The sequence below is a fragment of the Streptomyces sp. TLI_146 genome, assembly GCF_002846415.1.
In the GTDB taxonomy this organism is placed as follows: Bacteria; Actinomycetota; Actinomycetes; order Streptomycetales; family Streptomycetaceae; genus Streptomyces.
In genome coordinates, this window is sequence record NZ_PJMX01000001.1 from 8560194 (window position 1) to 8576194 (window position 16001).

General features: G+C 69.2%; 16 protein-coding genes and 2 pseudogenes. 13 read left to right on the forward strand and 5 right to left on the reverse strand.

The genetic code is table 11. The features are described from left to right. Positions 1-191: 191 nt before the first annotated feature. The 3 genes from BX283_RS38100 to BX283_RS38110 all read left to right on the forward strand — a co-directional run bounded on the left by BX283_RS38100 (position 192) and on the right by BX283_RS38110 (position 2764). Positions 192-497 carry a hypothetical protein gene (locus BX283_RS38100; RefSeq protein ID WP_101391926.1) on the forward strand — a complete coding sequence of 102 codons (306 nt, stop codon included), beginning with the start codon at positions 192-194 and terminating at the stop codon, positions 495-497. Positions 498-873: 376 nt separating this feature from the next. Next, positions 874-1605: a hypothetical protein gene (locus BX283_RS38105; RefSeq protein ID WP_101391927.1), complete on the forward strand. Its 732-nt coding sequence runs from the start codon at positions 874-876 to the stop codon at positions 1603-1605. Positions 1606-2296: 691 nt separating this feature from the next. After that, positions 2297-2764, forward strand: a complete 468-nt coding sequence (locus BX283_RS38110; protein WP_101391928.1) for a hypothetical protein — start codon at positions 2297-2299, stop codon at positions 2762-2764. Positions 2765-2778: 14 nt separating this feature from the next. On the opposite strand, the pseudogene BX283_RS38115 reads toward BX283_RS38110, so the two are convergent. Beyond that, positions 2779-2976 (reverse strand): annotated as a pseudogene (locus BX283_RS38115) (transposase); the annotation flags it as partial. 33 nt (positions 2977-3009) lie between these two features. Here BX283_RS38115 and BX283_RS40935 point away from each other — a divergent pair. The 3 genes from BX283_RS40935 (at position 3010) to BX283_RS38125 (ending at position 4866) form a co-directional block, all read left to right on the forward strand. Beyond that, positions 3010-3198 carry a hypothetical protein gene (locus tag BX283_RS40935; protein ID WP_180356964.1) on the forward strand — a complete coding sequence of 63 codons (189 nt, stop codon included), beginning with the start codon at positions 3010-3012 and terminating at the stop codon, positions 3196-3198. An 88-nt stretch (positions 3199-3286) separates the two neighbouring features. Continuing rightward, the gene (locus tag BX283_RS38120) at positions 3287-4408 is read left to right on the forward strand and encodes an RDD family protein (protein WP_257584182.1); all 1122 of its coding nucleotides are present in this window, start codon (positions 3287-3289) and stop codon (positions 4406-4408) included. Further along, positions 4405-4866 (forward strand): hypothetical protein, encoded by a 462-nt coding sequence (locus tag BX283_RS38125; protein WP_101391929.1) that lies wholly within the window; start codon positions 4405-4407, stop codon positions 4864-4866. Before BX283_RS38120 ends, BX283_RS38125 begins: the two co-directional genes overlap by 4 nt. Before the next feature lie 420 nt (positions 4867-5286). On the opposite strand, the gene BX283_RS42510 is transcribed toward BX283_RS38125, so the two are convergent. Next, positions 5287-5406 (reverse strand): SapB/AmfS family lanthipeptide, encoded by a 120-nt coding sequence (locus tag BX283_RS42510; RefSeq protein ID WP_101391930.1) that lies wholly within the window; start codon positions 5404-5406, stop codon positions 5287-5289. 521 nt (positions 5407-5927) lie between these two features. Here BX283_RS42510 and BX283_RS38135 point away from each other — a divergent pair. Next, positions 5928-6344, forward strand: coding sequence for a hypothetical protein (locus BX283_RS38135; protein ID WP_101391931.1), 417 nt, complete (start codon positions 5928-5930; stop codon positions 6342-6344). A gap of 613 nt (positions 6345-6957) precedes the next feature. On the opposite strand, the gene BX283_RS38140 is transcribed toward BX283_RS38135, so the two are convergent. Continuing rightward, positions 6958-7461 (reverse strand): hypothetical protein, encoded by a 504-nt coding sequence (locus BX283_RS38140; RefSeq protein ID WP_101391932.1) that lies wholly within the window; start codon positions 7459-7461, stop codon positions 6958-6960. A 1041-nt stretch (positions 7462-8502) separates the two neighbouring features. Between BX283_RS38140 and BX283_RS38145 the strand changes: the two genes are divergently transcribed. Beyond that, positions 8503-9120 carry a hypothetical protein gene (locus tag BX283_RS38145; RefSeq protein ID WP_143676605.1) on the forward strand — a complete coding sequence of 206 codons (618 nt, stop codon included), beginning with the start codon at positions 8503-8505 and terminating at the stop codon, positions 9118-9120. Between the two features lie 466 nt (positions 9121-9586). Further along, positions 9587-9991, forward strand: coding sequence for a DUF1003 domain-containing protein (locus tag BX283_RS38150; protein ID WP_101391934.1), 405 nt, complete (start codon positions 9587-9589; stop codon positions 9989-9991). Positions 9992-10702: 711 nt separating this feature from the next. On the opposite strand, the pseudogene BX283_RS41945 reads toward BX283_RS38150, so the two are convergent. Continuing rightward, positions 10703-11039 (reverse strand): annotated as a pseudogene (locus BX283_RS41945) (DUF5994 family protein); the annotation flags it as partial. Positions 11040-11484: 445 nt separating this feature from the next. On the opposite strand from BX283_RS41945, the gene BX283_RS38160 reads away from it, so the two are divergent. Continuing rightward, on the forward strand, positions 11485-12498 hold the full coding sequence (locus BX283_RS38160) for an acyl-CoA desaturase (RefSeq protein ID WP_101391935.1): 1014 nt from the start codon (positions 11485-11487) through the stop codon (positions 12496-12498). A gap of 33 nt (positions 12499-12531) precedes the next feature. Continuing rightward, the gene (locus tag BX283_RS38165) at positions 12532-13134 is read left to right on the forward strand and encodes a DUF5994 family protein (protein ID WP_306822847.1); all 603 of its coding nucleotides are present in this window, start codon (positions 12532-12534) and stop codon (positions 13132-13134) included. Between the two features lie 239 nt (positions 13135-13373). Here BX283_RS38165 and BX283_RS38170 read toward each other — a convergent pair whose 3' ends face one another. Beyond that, positions 13374-13793 carry a hypothetical protein gene (locus BX283_RS38170; RefSeq protein ID WP_101391936.1) on the reverse strand — a complete coding sequence of 140 codons (420 nt, stop codon included), beginning with the start codon at positions 13791-13793 and terminating at the stop codon, positions 13374-13376. A gap of 959 nt (positions 13794-14752) precedes the next feature. Here BX283_RS38170 and BX283_RS38175 point away from each other — a divergent pair. Together BX283_RS38175 and BX283_RS38180 are read left to right on the forward strand one after the other, a co-directional pair. Continuing rightward, complete coding sequence (locus BX283_RS38175) at positions 14753-15112, forward strand: ANTAR domain-containing protein (protein WP_101391937.1); 360 nt, start codon at positions 14753-14755, stop codon at positions 15110-15112. Between the two features lie 244 nt (positions 15113-15356). Continuing rightward, positions 15357-15644 (forward strand): ANTAR domain-containing protein, encoded by a 288-nt coding sequence (locus BX283_RS38180; RefSeq protein ID WP_257584183.1) that lies wholly within the window; start codon positions 15357-15359, stop codon positions 15642-15644. Positions 15645-16001: the final 357 nt, after the last annotated feature.

The following is a 16001-nucleotide window of genomic DNA, read 5'->3' on the forward strand; positions in this document are numbered from 1 at the left end:
GGGAGGGATGCACCGCTCGGTACCGAGCTCGGCCTCGCTTGTCACGAGCACTGAATGCAGTCTGGGCCCCTCGCGGCACCACGTGGTTGCGCAGGGTGCAACGACTGTTGCGGTGTGCGAAGTTGCGTCTTAGGTTCCTCGTGTGCGGCGTAACTACCGTGCGCCGTGGGGCAATTGATCGGGAGGATTCCTTGAACGGAAAGCTCACGACGACCAAGCTCACTGCGGTCACTGCGGCCTTGCTGGCCGGCGTGGCCCTGGCCGCCCCGGCGGCATCGGCGGCCACGGCCGCGCCAGCCCGGGCAATGGTGACAGCGGACTCGTCCACCTACTACGTATACGTCACCGGGGTCAGCGGCTCGCTGGACGGCGCCCGGGCGAATGCGGACTACAAGCTCCCGCAGGGCTGCTATTCCGGCGGGGTGGTGGCCAGCGGCACCACCCCCGACAACAACATCTGGGTGACCGTCCAGGGCATCTGCTCCGGGCCGCAGTAACCAGAGGGGCGGCATCGACACCGCGCTGCCCCAGCGGTCGCGCGGCAGACCGAGGGGCGCCGACCCAAGCGGCGCCCCTCGGGGCTTTCGGTGCTCCTGGAGTACTAATATTGTGACCGGGAAGGTTCGCCGTGTCGCGACGGCCGGCATGGCGCCTCGACGCGTTGTCGGACCAGCGAATGTACGTCCGGTAGGAGCCGTGGCCCTCCGCCGTGCAATGCACCGCCCGGGCCTCCGGCCGGGCGGCCTCCTTACGGTTGGTGACCTTCGCGCCCCGGTCCGGGCTCACACTCGCCGCCCCGCCCCCTCGGCTGGAAGGGGCGGGGCAGGCGGTTAATCGGATGTGTGTGCGGCGCGGAGTTGCTAGATTCGCCGTGTGCCGAAGCTGAATCAGATCATCGCAGTCGAAAAGGGCGTCAAGTCCAAGGCTCTCCAGGAGCTCACCCAGGCTCACCAGGACGTGCAGAAGCCCGCCCTGCTGGCCGGCATCTCCCGGACCTACCAGCCCAAGGACGAGGAGGGCGAGCAACTGCCGCCCGAGTCCACGCGGGTGCAGATCAAGGCCGAGGACGCTCTGCGGGCGACCGCCGGGACGCTGACGCGGCTCTTCGACGTGACCGCGACGAAGGACTGGGCGAACCGGTCCGCGGTCGCGGACGTGGTGGTCGACGGTACGGTGCTGGTGCCCCAGGTGCCCGTCCCGTACCTGCTGTTCCTGGAGAAGCAACTCACCGACCTGCACACCTTCGTGCGCAAGCTGCCGGTGCTCGACGCCTCCGAGTCGTGGAACCTGGACCCCTCGACGGACTCGTGGAAGACGGACCCGGTGCGGACCATCCGCACGAAGAAGGTTCCGCGCAACCACGTGAAGGCCGAGGCCACGGAGAAGCACCCGGCGCAGGTCGAGGTGTACTACGAGGACGTCCCGGTCGGGTACTGGACCACGGTGAAGTTCTCCGGCGCGCTGCCCGCCCGGCGGGTCAACGAGCTCCTCGACCGCGTCGAGAAGCTCCAGCAGGCCGTCAAGTTCGCCCGCGAGGAAGCGAACAACACCGAGGTCACCGACCAGCGGGTCGGCGACGCGGTATTCGGCTACCTCTTCCGGTAGCCCCCACATACGCCCTCCGTTGCGAGCGGAGGGTGCGCGATGAGCGCAAGCTGAAACTGATGTTGAAGCTGATGAAGGGGTGTCAGTTGGGGGTTCAAATCCCTCTCCCCGCACCACGTGCGGGGGTGGCCCAAGCCTGGCAGAGGCGGCCCCGTGAAACTCAGATTCTCGCTCCAGTCTCAGTATTCGCCGCCGAACACCGGATCGACCGAGCGTGGGCGAACATCGACGGATGGGGGTTCAAGTCCCCCCGGCGCCTCTCTCGTGGCGCTGTAGTTCAAAGGCAGAACACGTCGATCTCAACATGACCCGCGGTTCTTAAACGCCGCCGGTGTGCGCAAATGGGTGGCAAGCTGGAGCCCGGGAGCTGGACATGCTCCCGGGCTCCGTCACGTTCCGGCCGCGGCTTCTGGCGTGACCGGGAATGCTCCGGTGACACCAGTCTTTCGACCTGGGACGTCAAGTTGACGGAGGCTCAATGAGGGGCGGCAGCACCCGGGGGAAGGCACGGCGCGGCAGGCATTCCAGCCGGGCTTGGCAGCGGCCCTCACATACCCGGTGATGAGTTCCCCGTGCGGGTTCCGATCACGGCGATCGCCTGCGACCATGTGCCGGTGCTGGCTTCAGGGAGCCGAACGACGATTGAGAGGCATCGACCATGCCCGCTTTCGGCAGAAGGATCAGGCGCGCCATGTCGGTCAGTGGGACGGCAGTGGTGCTCGCCGCGTTGCTAACCCCGGCAATGGATGGGACGGCCACTGCCGCAGAGACCGCAGCGACCAGGCTCGACCGGTTCGCCAACTACGACTACAAGCAGTGCATCGAGGAGAACTCCTATTTCAACTTGTGGGCCCAGCCCTGCAAGATCGGCTATCCGGGTCAGTACTGGCGGTGGACTGGCACCACCAACACCTCCTCCACACTCCAAAACTACACATGGGACCACTGCCTCGACAGCAACTCGGCCGGGGACGTCTACGCCATCGGGTGCAACAGTGGGAACAACCAGTTGTGGCAGGTCATCCAACCCGCGCCGGGAAGTGCGGTCATGCTCCGGAACACGGCGACTCGCCTCTGCCTCTACCAGACGTACGATGGCCTCTACCGGACGACGGTGTGTGACCGCAATGCGCGCACACAGCGGTGGACCATCGGCTGAACCTCTTGGAACCCGGCCGTCGACGTCGACACCCCGAAGCACGGCGGCAGCGACCGCCAGGCGCACCCGCTCACCAGTACGTAGACGATCGCGGCGAACGGCGTCTCATCAGGCACGTTCTAGGTGCCGCCACCTTGCGGGCGTACCCGGCCCTCCGGAATCAACGGCCGAGCGATCTCCCACAAACCATCCGGAACAAGCCAACTCCACATATCGCGAAGGAGACCTCGCGCAACCCTGTGTCGATGACCATGACCATGACCATGGCCGAAGCCGAAGCCGAAGCCGAAGCCGAAGCCGAAGCCGAAGCCGAAGCCGAAGCCGAAGCCGAACGCTACCGCGGACGCGGCAACGCCACCCCTGGCCCCTCCACGTCCGCCCCGTGTCCGGGGTGCTGCGCGTCGCTTCGGACGGAGTGTCACTCGTTGGGGTGAGGCAAGCAGCAGGCGCTTCTGTCGCAGGGGGTGTCCTGGCAGCGTGGCCCTGAAGCAATAGGTGTCAGGCCGCGGCGCGTGCAGGTACGTGGGGACTCCCGCAGTTGGGCCGTCGTCCGCGCTGGGATGTCGGGGGAGGTGCGAGTTGTCAGATCGCGGCACGCTGGACAACTCCGCGTCCGAAGGCTCTGGTCCCGGCTACTACGCCGACCCGAGCATCCCGGGCTACGTCCGGTACTGGGACGGCCGTGCATGGGTGCCGGGGAGCAGCCGTCCTGTGCCGGAGGAGGGCAGGGGGGTGCCTTTTCCGCCGCCCACTTTCCCGACGTCCGTGGCAGGCGCCGTTTTGCCGCCGATGGCGTGGGCGGCCCCCCATCAGAGCCCCTTCGCCTCCGTCGGTAGCGGCACCAGGTCAGCACCCCTTGTGCGGCGGGTTGCCGCGCGGGCGGTGGACGGGCTGTTCAAGTTCCTTCTCGTCACCGGCGCATCCGCCCCCCTCTGGCTCGATGCCATCAGTCACATCAGGCAGCAGATCGACCAGGCTGCCGCGGCGGGCGAGTCGGTGTCGGTCTCGTTGCTCGACGGCACGACTGGCGTCCTGTGGGCAGCGGTCCTGGCCGTCGCTCTGATCATCGGGGTCCTCTACGAAGTTCTGCCCACTGCCAGATGGGGGCGGACGCCCGGCAAGTGGCTGTTCGCGCTCGCCGTGGTCGATAGTGAGACGCTGACGCCTCCCGGCGTCCGGCGGGCGACGCGGCGCTATCTGATGCGTTTTGCATTGAACGTGATGGTCATCGGCTTCCTCGTGGGGCTTCGACCCCTGGTCGCCCTCCCCAGGCGCCAGGGCTTGCACGACAAGGCTGCCCATACGTGGGTGGTTCGGCGGAGTACGAACCGTCTTGACGGAAAGGCGTCGCAGCCCCGGCTTCGGCGGCTGTCCGAGCCGCGGGTGCTGCTGGGGCTCGTCCGCCTGCCGGGGCGGTCCCGTCCTGGGGCGGTCACACCGGGGGCCTCGGTCGAGCCTGAGCGGTCCCTGAGGGGGAGGCCGCTGGACTTGACGGGGTTGAGCGACCGGCCGGAAACCGCTGCGGCGGTGGGGTCGGTCGAGGCTGTCCTGGAGCGCGTCTTCCAGGCTCTGGGCCCCCCTCCGGAGGGTCTCACGCGCGACAAGGAACCCGTGGTCCACGGCGGTGGAGGGAACACACAGTGAGCCAGGCACCTTCCCCGTCCACCGACCGGTCGTCCGGGCTGGAAATCGTCCTGCAGTGGGCCCAGTTGCCGCCCGAGCACCTGGAGATCGCCCTGAAGGCGATCGAGCCGGAGCTGGCCAGGGAACACGAATGGCGCATGGAACAGGCCAGACTGAGGGTGCAGGACGACAAGGACCGTCGCCTGCATGCCCTCTATCTCGGCGGTCTGGTCGCAGGATTTCTTCTCGCTGCCGGCATGCTGACCGGGGCGGTCTTCGTCGGCGTGCGCGGCGCTCCCTGGCTGGCCGCCCTGCTCTCCGGCCCGAGTCTGATCTCGCTGGCGGGCCTCTTCCTGCTGCGCCGTGTCGACTCCGGGCACACACGTGAATCGGGCCGCGCGCAGCGGGTTGCTCTGTCGGCCATGGCCGCCCAGCAGCCTGCGCCCGCTGACCCTGCGACCAATAGCGGGGTTGCTTGAAGGGGAAATCCGCAAGAGCCTGTCTGCGGGGGCGGGGCCTCAGCCCGCGTGTTACCTGCGGAATCCGACCGTCGAGCCCCGGCGGTAAGGCGCACCCTCCCAGCGCAGCGAGTCACGCTGCTGACCGTCTCGCGGTCACCTGAACCATGACGGGACGTGACACTGAGAGCGGTTGGCGGATCGCGGCTCCTGGAGCTGTTATGGCTGGCCGTGCTGGTTGTTGGTTTCGTTATGGCTGCACGTGAGGCTTCTTGTCCACGCGTGAGGTGCGCCCGCGACTTCTCTATTGGCGTGGCTTACCTCGGCAACGACTTGAGCCCCGCAGGCCGCACGGCACAGGGCAGGTTGCTTGCACCTTCCAGCGGGGGCCGACCTCGGGGGCGTCCCCGGCAGGGAACGGACGCGGCCCGGGGACGCGGCTCAACGGGTCAGCAGGCTGATGCCACTGTGGTGGCACTCCACTGCGCTGAAGGTGCTCAGGGCTGCGGTATCGGCTTCGCTCGGGGCGGGGGTAAGGGCCTGCAGGTCAAGGAGGGACATGATGTCTTCCCCTGACGCATGCTCAGCTTGAGCCGTACGGGTAGCCGTCCTTCACCGAGGAACAGCTCTGGTGGAGGGAAGCGGAAACGCGGCTAGGGACCTGTTGCGGGCGTGCCGATGGCTGGTCAAGTACGCCGACGAACACGCCTCCTCCGACGGGACTCCCGACCCCGGGCGGGCAGATCGGGCCGTTCCAGCCGCACGCCCGCACCACACTCGTAGGTGGTCCTCGTGGTGAACCACCGTCCAGGCGTCATATACCTGCTGGGACGGCGGGTCGCTTGCGGACGAGGACGCGGCCCGGATCAGTGTGCGGGCCGTCCGTCGCGCGCCCGCGCCGTCGGGCCCGGGCGAGCGGCCTGCGACGCCCGGTTCTGGCGAGCGAGCAGACAGGCATGGAGGCGGCGCGCCCGAGCACGGGTGAGGGGTCGTGATGGAGCGCATTCGGGCGCTGCAGAGTCGGATGTTAGAAGTGGCCTGCCGCGGGTAGTCGCCCGGGCAGAGAGCGGAGGTGACTCGGCATGCTGTTCCTCGGACTTCTTCTGCTCGCCGCGACCGCTGCCTTCACGGGACTGGCGATCTCCGACAACCTCGGTGGCGGGCCCCATTACACGGTGTCACTGCTGGGCAACGACGTCGCCACCATGAGTACCCTGGCGATCTTCTGCGCCGGGCTCGCCCTGGCTCTGATCTTCTCGCTGGGCCTGTGGATGGCCACCGGGGGAGCGATGCGTCAGCGCAGCCGAAGGCTTCGGATGCGCGCCGAACGCGACGCGCTGGCCGCCCGGCTGTCCGAGCGTGAGGCGGCCGCGGGGCCGCAGGCGTCGGTGACCGTCGGCCAGGCGGATCCGGCGGTGACGCCCACGCCACCGGGGCCCGTGGGTGCGCGCACACCGCACCGCCACCGGGCCAGGCGGATCCACCTCTTCGGCCACTGAGACTGGACGGCTCAGTCCGCCCGTCTAGCGGCGACGAGCCATGTGCGCCGGGCCGAGCGCTTGGCCACGGCCTCTTCGGGGTAGTGGCGACAAGCGCTGCGCCGACACCTGTCGCCCGGCGCTCCTGGTCGACCACCCTGTGCAGGATGAAGGCAGGAGTGGAACCGTCCCCGCAACCTTGACTCCTCGCCGCCCGGTCCGCTGCGGCTTCGGCCGGGCGGTCGGCACGGCTGCGCGGCCGCGGAGCTCGGCACGGGTACCTGGCCGGTATGCGGGCACACCGCGTGACGCCGCCGAGGCGGGCCCGATGTCGTGATCGAGTTGTCGATACGCCGCTTCCGCTGCGAGAACGCTGCTTGCCCCGGCGGAGACGCTAGCTGAACAGATCGAGGGACTGATGGCCGTCACCAGTCGGCGGACCTATTTGCTGCGATGCGACGGGCGTTGATATGGATCGGGCTGGCCGCGGCCCACCGGGCCGGAGCCCGTTCGCCGGAATCTTGTACGTGCCCCTCTGGGGAGGTCCTTGCGGCGTCGCGACGGCCGGCACCCCCGGCCCACCGATCCGAGCCATGCACAGCTCGGACGGGGCACCTGACATAGGCCCGTTACGTCAGCAGGGTGACTGCGGACTCGTCGGCTCGGCCCATGGCATGCGGCACGCGACGCGGAAGTGACCTTCCCGGGTGCGCTGCACGTCGAGTGCTTGGTCCGCTCCGTAACTCTGTGGGCTCGGGTCCGGCATGAGGGCGGATCCCTGGTGGGAGACGCAGGTTGCGGGCAGCCAGGCAGGCCGCTCCGCGCCGGGGTGCTCGATGCAGTCGGTGACGGCCAGGGTGATCCCTCCCGGATCGGCCTGGATCCACAGCCGGTATCGCGGCTGCTCACTGTGCTCGACGAGATAGCGCGCGGCGGCCGTCGCCATCTCCGCCAGCTGCTGGACCAGGGAGGTGGGGACCGTCATCGCGGTGAGCAGGCTCCCCGCGGCCTCTCCCAGCAGGGTGTGGGTGCGTTCGGCGCGTTCGGCCTCGACTGCGAGCGACACATGAAGGAGCGAATTCCGGGAGGTGTCCGACGCGCGCGCGAGGGTGGGGGAGGACTGGGTGGGGTGCGGCATGGGTTGCCTCCCGCAGAGAGAGGTGAACGGCTGCGGGAGGCGGGGCCGGTCGGACGCCACACCTGCCGCTGCTGTACGACAACAGCACGGGCCGGGGTCCAGGGCGTACCGGAGAAAGTACGTCATGGGACTGCGTTGTGCGTAGGGCCTCCTCGGCCATCTCTGCGCGACGAGGGGAAATGTGGCCGCGTTTACGTCAGTTGGGGGACCACTCATGTCAAGAATGTGGACGAGAATTCACCCGAAAAGGTGAATATCAACTCGCGTAAAGCGGTCTGTCGTAGAGGTGATGCCGTCGGTGGCAGGGCCGTCTAGAACTCGACAGCCCGGCCGTGTGATGCATCCGCTGGTTTCCGTGGCGGGGCAGCGGCATCGCCCGGGCATCGATGGCCGCCTGGGCAAGGCTATGCGGACCGCGCGGGCCGAAGGCTCGGTCACCGCCTTCGCGATCACGACGAAGTGGGAGCGGTCGTCGATACCCGTGATCAGCTTGCACTCGCGTCCCCGTCCAGGTTGACGCCGTCCATGATGTTGAGCTGGCCCAGCTGCACCGGAGTATCGCGCTGTCGACGCCGATGGACGCGGCGATGATTTTGTTCCTGGGCCGACCAGCCCGTTGCGCATCAGAATGCGATGCACGGTGGAGCGGACCGGCACCGGTGTCGGCCCGCTCCGGTGCAGTTCATGCCCGATATGGCGGACGTCCGCGGCGCCTTGTGGAGGCGCCGAGGCTCACTGGGTCGGCCGACGAACGCGAACGGCTCGTCAAGGCCGTCGGGCGAGACCGTTCAGTTGGGCGACGGCGACACTGGCCGCCATCTGATCTGTTCCAGCCTCCTTTGGCTGCACAGAGCTGGGAGGTGAGAGAGATCGATTTTCCTGACGGGGTGTGTGAACAGGCCATTGTTTAGGTAATTTACCTGTTTCGAGACATTTGATCATTATTTGCCATGCTATAGGGATAATTTCCCTATAGGTTAGGTGTTGTCAGTCGGAGAATTTCTTCGGCTGTACAACCGAAAGGCGTACCTCATGCGCTCCATGCGCACCATCGCCATCCCCCGAAGCCTTCTCGTCGCCGTGTTCGCCGTAGCCGGCCTCGCCGCTACCCCTGTCCTCGCTTCCGCGACGGCACAGACCAACACGGGCATCGCCCGCACCCACACCGGCCTTGGAGCCCTGGGGCTCCCCGGTGGCAACGGAGCCAATGGAGTGGGGAGCGACGGTGGGATCGGTGGCCTGGGTGGCACCGGTGGCGCGGCCGGCGCCAACGGCAACGGCGGCAACGGAGGCGCGGGCGGCAACGCCGACGGCGCCCTGAGCGTCGGCGGCGCCGGTGGTGCGGGAGGTGCCGGCGGGGCCAACGGCAATGGCGGCACTGGCGGGTTCGGTGGCGCCGCCACCCTCAATGGCACCGGTGGCAAAGGCGGCGTAGGGGGCGTCGGCGATGCCGGGGCCGGTATCCCCGGCGGCACGGGCGGCAACGGTGGTGCCTCCACAGCGGGAGGCGGCCACAAGGGCGGTACGGGTGGCGCCGGCGGCGCTGCCAGCCCCGTATGCCCGGGCAAGCCGGGTGGCAACGGCACCGCTGCGACGTTCGGTGCTGACGGCACCACAGGTGTCACCGGCGCTGCCGGTCGCACCACCCTTCCCTGCTGAGCGCCGCACGACCTGGCACGACCAGTGAAAGGCCGGTCCTCTTGCCCCTTCAGGGGTGGGAGGACCGGCCTTTCGCGTGGATGCCGAGGCACGAGGAGGGCCGGCCCCATCGGCCGCCAGGTGGGTGCCGGGTATCCGGTATGCCGTCGGGCCCCACCCGAACGCAGCCTGGGCCAGCACCCATCAGAGCATTCCGGGAAAGCACGACCGAACCTCCGGTTCGCAGGGGCGTCGGACAGCTGCTGGTGCACTCTGTGTTCCGCGGGTCCCGGCGAAGCCGAGTGGCGCGGCCGTCGTCGCTGTCACAGGCTCAGCACCAAGGAGCAAGGCGGGAAAGGGGAATGGGGGAGGGCATACGGGGAGTAGGCGAGGTGGCAGGAAGCCGCCGGTTTCCCGGAGAGTCTGGCACCATGCAGCGACATCGCAGTGTGGGACAGCGTCGACCCAAGGAAGCAGGCAGTCGAAGATGACCGAACGCGGCGGTACGAGGCAGCACCATCCGGTCGTGGTCGCGCACCGGACCCACCGCGCCGGCGACGCCCAGTTGCGCATCGCTGATGCGATCACCAAGTTCGCCGGCTCCATGACGTTCGTCTATCTGCATGCGGTCGGCTTCGCCCTCTGGATGCTGTTCGTGGAATCCAACCCATGGCCCATGCTGACCCTCGTCGTCTCCCTTGAGGCGATCTTCCTTTCGACGTTCGTCATGATCGGCCAGAACCGGCAGGCGGAGTTCCAGCAGGCGAAGGCCGATCACGACTTTGTCGAGCAGGAACTGGAGCTCAAGACGAACACCGAGCTGACCAGGGCCATTCACACGATGACCGCAGAACTTCACCGTCGGCTGCTGACCAGCCCGGAGCACCAATAGCGCGGCCGTAGTCTCAATTGCGGCCTCCTGCGCGGCTACCTCCGCCCCCTGGGGATCACCCCGCTACGCCGGTCTGCCCTGTCTGCGCAGCAGTGCGCGAGCTGCGGTGCCGTGCCTTGCGGCTGACTGTGCAGTGAGCCGCAGCGCAGGCTCGATGATGCCGACGCCGGCGCGTACGACCGCCATTCCCTCCACGCCCCAAGGCGGCGTGCTCCTGGTGGGCTGGGCAGGCGTGGTCTCGGACGAGTGCAAGTTCGGCTGGGGGAGCGATCGAGATACCTCCTCCCGCTCGCGCGTCCGCTCCGACGCGGCGCCCACAAGGCCACCCTGGGCCGACGCCCAAGCCCGCCTGCTGCTCCTCATCGACTGTTCTGAGAGACCAGGGCGGGCAAGGGCACTGAAGGGCGCATGAAGCTCGCCGAGCTCGACTTCCTGCTCCGCTGCCCCGGCCGATCCACCACGCTCCTGGCCCCTCGACGGCCCAACGTCGACGCCCTGCCACAGGTGCGGCAGGTTCGCGGGCGATGTTCTGCCAGACCGTCGGCCGGCCCGCCGACGATCTCGCGGAACGCGTCCCGCTCAGCGCGTGCGCCTCGAACACCGAGCGGACCCCGTCGCCGTCGGGCTCATGCACCACCTCGTCGCTCGCTGACTCTCAGGGCCCGTTCCGATCGCGCGAGAGGCCGGCGTCGAGCCCGGGCGGGGCAGATGTGGCACCCTGCGCGGGATGACCGGCCAGTGCTCGGGGTTGACAGCGATACGGGTGATGCGGCCCCAGACGGTGTCCAACACATCGGTCAGCGCGGGCAGTTCGCACGGCCGATCACGCGACCGGGGCCACCAGGCACCGTCGAGGAGTCCACGGGAGGGGCCGTCCGGCTTCAGGGTGAGACGGGCGGGAGGGGCTGCGAAGGGTGCGGGTCGCGGCAGAGGGGCTTGGAAGGCCGCGTTCACGACGCGGACCCGTCTCCGGGCCGCCCTTGTGAGTAACGGCCCGGGTTTCATCGTTCACCGGGGGCGACCCGGTGTGGAAGCCGGTGTGCGAGATGCCCTCGGTGTCTCCAGCCTACTGCTTCCGCCCTTCACCGCTGTGGCCACCGCACCACAAACAAGCGCGGGAGGGACTGCCCCAGGGCGGCAGGAGTACGCTGACAACTTGAGGACGCGCCGTACGCCGGTGTTGGGACCGGTGGTCTCCTCCTCGCCGCGGCCTGGCGGGACGGGCACGAGACCGTATCTCACGATGGACGCCTCGCGCGTCGTAGGCCCCGCTCCACTGCCGCCGGAGCGACCGCCGAACGCACTCACCAGGCCTGACCGCCCGGCGGCCCACCGCCACCCGCCACGTCCTGTCCAGTCCGAGCTCCCCCATCCACCGTCCGTGCGACTCGCATCCGCTCTCGGCGATGCCCTCCGCACGCATGTCGAAGAGTCGAAGAGACGCAGCCCAAGACCCCGGCCGCACTGTCAGTCACCGAGGTCAAGGACCGCGCATGTCTCTCCAGTTTCCCCTCCACGCCCCCCGTCCCCCTTGCGCCGACCCGCCGGACGGCACCCGGTCGCTCCCGGAGTACGACGGGAAGGCAGCCTTCCCGCGTGCGGGAACGGCCGCCGAGCGCACCGGCGGTGAGCGGCTGTCCCTGGCCATCACGGCGTTGATCGTCTTTCTCCCGTTCCTGGCACTCGGTCTGGCTGTCTGGCGGCTGTGGGGGCGCCTGATCGATCCGGCGGATGTCCTGATCGCCGCGGTGCTCTATGCCGTGACCGGCTTCGGCGTCACGGTCGGCTTTCACCGTGGCCTGACCCACAACAGCTACCGGGCCGTCCGGCTGCTGCGCACCGCGCTCGCGGTGGCCGGGTCGATGAGCTTCCAGGGCGACGTGATCGGCTGGGTCGCCATCCACCGCCGCCACCACGCTTTCACCGACCGGCCGGGCGATCCGCACTCCCCGTACCGCTACGGCACGTCTGTGTGGGGCCAGGTGCGCGGACTGGTGGATGCCCATGTCGGCTGGCTGTTCCGTAACGACCCCACGTCCGCCGCGCGTTACGCTCCGGATCTGCTGGCCGACCGTGACATCCGGGCCGTGTCCCGCGCCTTCCCGGCCCTGTGTGGACTCACCCTCGCACTGCCCTTCGGCGCGGGGTGGCTGATCGGGGGCAGCTGGGTGTCCGCCCTGACTGCGCTGCTGTGGGCGGGACTTGTGCGCATCGCCCTGCTCCATCACGTCACGTGGAGCGTGAACTCCCTTTGCCATGTGATCGGGGAGCGCCCGTTCCGTACCCGCCGCTACGACCGCGCCACCAACCTCTGGCCCTTGGCGCTGCTCTCGTTCGGCGAGAGCTGGCACAACCTGCACCACGCCGACCCCACCTGCGCCCGGCACGGCGTCGACCGTGGACAACTGGACGCGTCCGCCGCCGTGATCCGCCTCTTCGAACGCCTCGGCTGGGTCAGGGACGTGCGCTGGCCCCTTCCGGACCGTATCGCCGCCCGCCGCGCGTGAATCCGAGCGACCCCGTCCCGTTCAGGAGTTCCCATGACCCTTGCCCCGCCCCCGTCGCCTTCGCCTTCTCTTGCCTCGTCATCCGCCGTCCGCCTGCGCCTGGTGTCCCAGCTGGAACAGGGCCACGTGCCCCGGCGTATCGACGGTGCATGGTGGCCCCGCTCGTCCGACCTGGTGTCCGAACTGCCTAGGCTGCTGGGTGCGTTGCCGCACGCATGGGGACAGGTCACCAGCGCGCTCGTGGACGCGGCCGCGTGGTCCCCGTTCCCGGGTCGGCTGCTCGTCGCCAACCAGGTGGTAAGCCTGCGCCGGACAACCACCCAGCGGTCCCCGTCCACCGTCTGCCTGCTGGCGCCCGGCCGCGGGCGGTGGGACCTGCTGGTCGTGCCGCCCACTGCCACGGATGCGGAGGCCGGGCGGCTCATGGAGATTCTCGCCACCGCTTTGAAGGACGGCAAGGACAGCGTGGTATCGGGACTCGCGGCCAGTCCGTCGGCGACCGGTCCCGGTCCGGCGCATGACGCGATGGTCATGGCCGTCCAGGATGGCAACGCCGTCTCGGCCGATCGGATTCTGGCCGTCACCGGTATCGACCCGGCCGACCGGACCGGCGTATCCCGGAGTTCTCCCGACTAGACGAACGACTAGGCGAAGTGGGGCTGCATCGCGCTCCGCCCCCCGGGGGACGGTGCCCGCACCGGTTTCCGCGCGGCCGGTCTCACCGCCCGCAGGGCCGGTCGGCGGACACGCGCAGACGGCGGCCCCGGAACAACGGGACAACCGGCCGACGCGGTGGACACCCCGGGGGGGGGGAGGATGGCCGGTGGCATGGGGTGTGCGTACTGGCGCCCACCTCGCCGCCGGCCAAGGGAGCCCTACAAGTGCAGCAGCAGCTCCGTGGTCGCCCTGTACTGCCGCAGCGCCAGCCGTAGTTCCTCGGTCTGCACTTCGGTGCCCTTGTCCTGCCAGCTCGCGCGCAGGACGCGGTGCCGCTCCGCGAGGGTCTCGGTCACGCGGGTGACGGACTCGCCGAAGACGCTGTCGGCCTCCTCCACCGCCTGGCGCGGGCTCTCCACGAAGGAGCCGAGGGCCTGCTGGAGCGCCAGGGTGAGCTTGTCCCGCTCGCCTTGGGGGAGGAGCGCGGAGCCCGGGGTGCGGTCGGGATCGTTGCCGTTGGCGGCCGGCTCGTGCGGGGTGCGGGCCGGTCCCGTGCGGGGCCGCTGCGGGCCGCGTCGCGTCGCGGGGTCCTGGCGCTCGTCCTGAGGCTGTTGTGCGCGTTCCTGGTCGTACATCATCCTGTCTCACTTTCCTTTGCGTGGCGTCGGTTCAGCGCCCCTGGCGCGCGTGGTCGCGATCGTCGGGGTGCCCATCGTGCCGGTCCGTGTCCGCCGCTGGCCGGGTCCCGGGTGACGGTCCGCTGCCCGGTGACTCAGCGAAATGAGCGCGGGGGACAGCGTGTTGGCGTCGCTGCGACGCGGGTACCCACCGACGTTCGGCGGCAGCGCCTGAAGGTGTCCCTGGTCCTGCCGCCTGACTGCCTGAACCCTCCGGAAATACGGGATCAGGAGAAAACAACGTCCATGTGAGCGACGCCGGGCCTCCAGATCGCGGAGAGATCTGCTGTTTTCCGCGGGGTCCGGGCGAAGCGGGAGGGCTCATGCTTTCGCCCCGTAGGTCCGGAGTGACATGGCCCTGCGCCGTGCTGCCACTCAACGCCTGCCGACGTCTGTTGTCAACGTCCTTCAAGGGCGGACGGGTTCGGGGTGTGGCCGGGGTCGCTCCGGGGCCTGCGGATTGGCCGGTACGTGGCCCGCTGTGAGGTATACGCGGTCGGTGCACAGGGCTACGCTGTGCGTGAGGCCCCGGTCCCTGGCAGCGATGTCCCATCCCGCTCCGGGAGGCCCGCGTGTCCCTGCTGTTGTTCGTTCTCCTCGTGACTCTCTTCGGCCTCGGCTTCCTCGATGTGCTGTGGTGGGGGCCGCGACCGCGCTGGTCTTCGCCCTCGTCCACTACGGCCGAGGCGGCGCCGGGCGCCGGCTACGCGGGAACGACTCGGGGCACGGGGAGTGTCGGGGTTACGGGATCGGCAGGGCCGGTGGGACCGCCGCTACCGTCATCAGCGCCGGGGGCGGTGGATGCGCCAGGACCGCCGGGATCACGAGCATCACAGGTGACCCGCGCAATTGCCTGTTCAGGCATTCCGGAGCGGCGCAAGCCAGGCCGGGACGGAGAAACTCGGCGAGAGAAGTTAGCCATGCAGCGGACGACCACGATCCACGAGGAGCGGTGGGACCTGAGGGCCCGAGCCGCATGGGGCGGCGCGTCCCCGGGGCCGGACGTTGCCGCGTTGCAGACCGAGCTTGACCAGCTGCGCCGGATGATGGCGGGCCGCGCCGTCGTCGACCAGGCGTGCGGCATGGTGATGGTGCTGACTCCGTGCCGTCGCGCGGCAGCACGGGGAATGCTGGTCGATGTCGCACGGCGATGCGATCTCAGGCTGCGAGAGGTGGCGACCGCCCTGGTTGCCACTACGGAGGGGGAGCCGCTTCCCGGGCAGATGCAGCGCGCCTTGCGCCGCGCACTGCGGCGGCTCCATGCGGCGGACCGGCGTTGAGCGGCGCACAGAGAACGTCCTGCCCGCCGAGGACGAGGAAGCGATCTTCAAGCGCTGGGGGTTGCCCCATGGTCCCGGTACGGCGGGCGGGAGGCAACTCGCCCGCCGACGCACGCCGACGGTGCGCCCTCGCAGGCGTAGGCCATGGCTCTTGTCACTGCGTTGTGAGGTAGACGCCATGCCTGGAGCGACCACCCCCTGCGAAGAGCGAAGACTCTTGACGGCCGGGGATTCGGCAAGGAATGTGGATCTTGTCGCCGAGGTCCTCGAACTGCGTTCGGAAAACGTGGAGTTGAATAAGGCGCTGTCGAGCCGAGCGGTGATCGACCAGGCGCGTGGCATGGTGATGGCCCTGGCACCGTGCTCCAGCGCGCCGGCCTGGGGTCTGCTGGTGGAGGTGTCGCAGCACTGCAACGTCAAGCTCCGGGAGGTGGCTGCGGCTCTGGTCGCCACTACGGAGGGCGAGCCGCTTCCCCGGCAGATGCAACGGGAACTGCGCCGCGCGCTGAGGCGCCTCAACGACCGCCGGTGAGGGCGTGCGCGTGCTGCGGACGGCACCAGGAGTGGTGTTCCCCGTCCTCCGGTGTCTCCGTCCGGGCCGAACGTCGAAGGCCCTGCTCGGGCAGGCCGCCCTGGGGACCTCCAGCACGGGCCCGCTGTCCCGCTCGGCCCATGTCCGAGCCGGTCGGCGGGACTGTCCGGGCCGTCGGGCCGGGTGATGGTGAGCCGGGTCGTGTGATGCCCTGTCGTGCGCTTCCCGAGCCGGGGGACAGCGCGTGCGGCCCGTCGTCGGATCCCGGCTGCCGTACGTCGTCCACCAGCGCGCAAGAACATCAGCCGCGGCGTTTCTGGAGGTGGTGCGGCGGCTGCGGGGGCGCCGTCGTGGCCC

What these genes read in the sequence shown, in the direction of transcription:
- BX283_RS38160 (WP_101391935.1), top strand. Translation starts at nt 11,485, where the DNA reads ATGTCTCTCCAGTTTCCCCTCCACGCCCCCCGTCCCCCTTGCGCCGAC.
- BX283_RS38145 (WP_143676605.1), top strand. Translation starts at nt 8,503, where the DNA reads ATGCGCACCATCGCCATCCCCCGAAGCCTTCTCGTCGCCGTGTTCGCC.
- BX283_RS38135 (WP_101391931.1), top strand. Translation starts at nt 5,928, where the DNA reads ATGCTGTTCCTCGGACTTCTTCTGCTCGCCGCGACCGCTGCCTTCACG.
- BX283_RS40935 (WP_180356964.1), top strand. Translation starts at nt 3,010, where the DNA reads ATGACCATGACCATGACCATGGCCGAAGCCGAAGCCGAAGCCGAAGCC.
- BX283_RS38165 (WP_306822847.1), top strand. Translation starts at nt 12,532, where the DNA reads ATGACCCTTGCCCCGCCCCCGTCGCCTTCGCCTTCTCTTGCCTCGTCA.
- BX283_RS38175 (WP_101391937.1), top strand. Translation starts at nt 14,753, where the DNA reads ATGCAGCGGACGACCACGATCCACGAGGAGCGGTGGGACCTGAGGGCC.
- BX283_RS38170 (WP_101391936.1), bottom strand. Translation starts at nt 13,793, where the DNA reads ATGATGTACGACCAGGAACGCGCACAACAGCCTCAGGACGAGCGCCAG.
- BX283_RS38150 (WP_101391934.1), top strand. Translation starts at nt 9,587, where the DNA reads ATGACCGAACGCGGCGGTACGAGGCAGCACCATCCGGTCGTGGTCGCG.
- BX283_RS42510 (WP_101391930.1), bottom strand. Translation starts at nt 5,406, where the DNA reads ATGTCCCTCCTTGACCTGCAGGCCCTTACCCCCGCCCCGAGCGAAGCC.
- BX283_RS38140 (WP_101391932.1), bottom strand. Translation starts at nt 7,461, where the DNA reads ATGCCGCACCCCACCCAGTCCTCCCCCACCCTCGCGCGCGCGTCGGAC.
- BX283_RS38110 (WP_101391928.1), top strand. Translation starts at nt 2,297, where the DNA reads ATGTCGGTCAGTGGGACGGCAGTGGTGCTCGCCGCGTTGCTAACCCCG.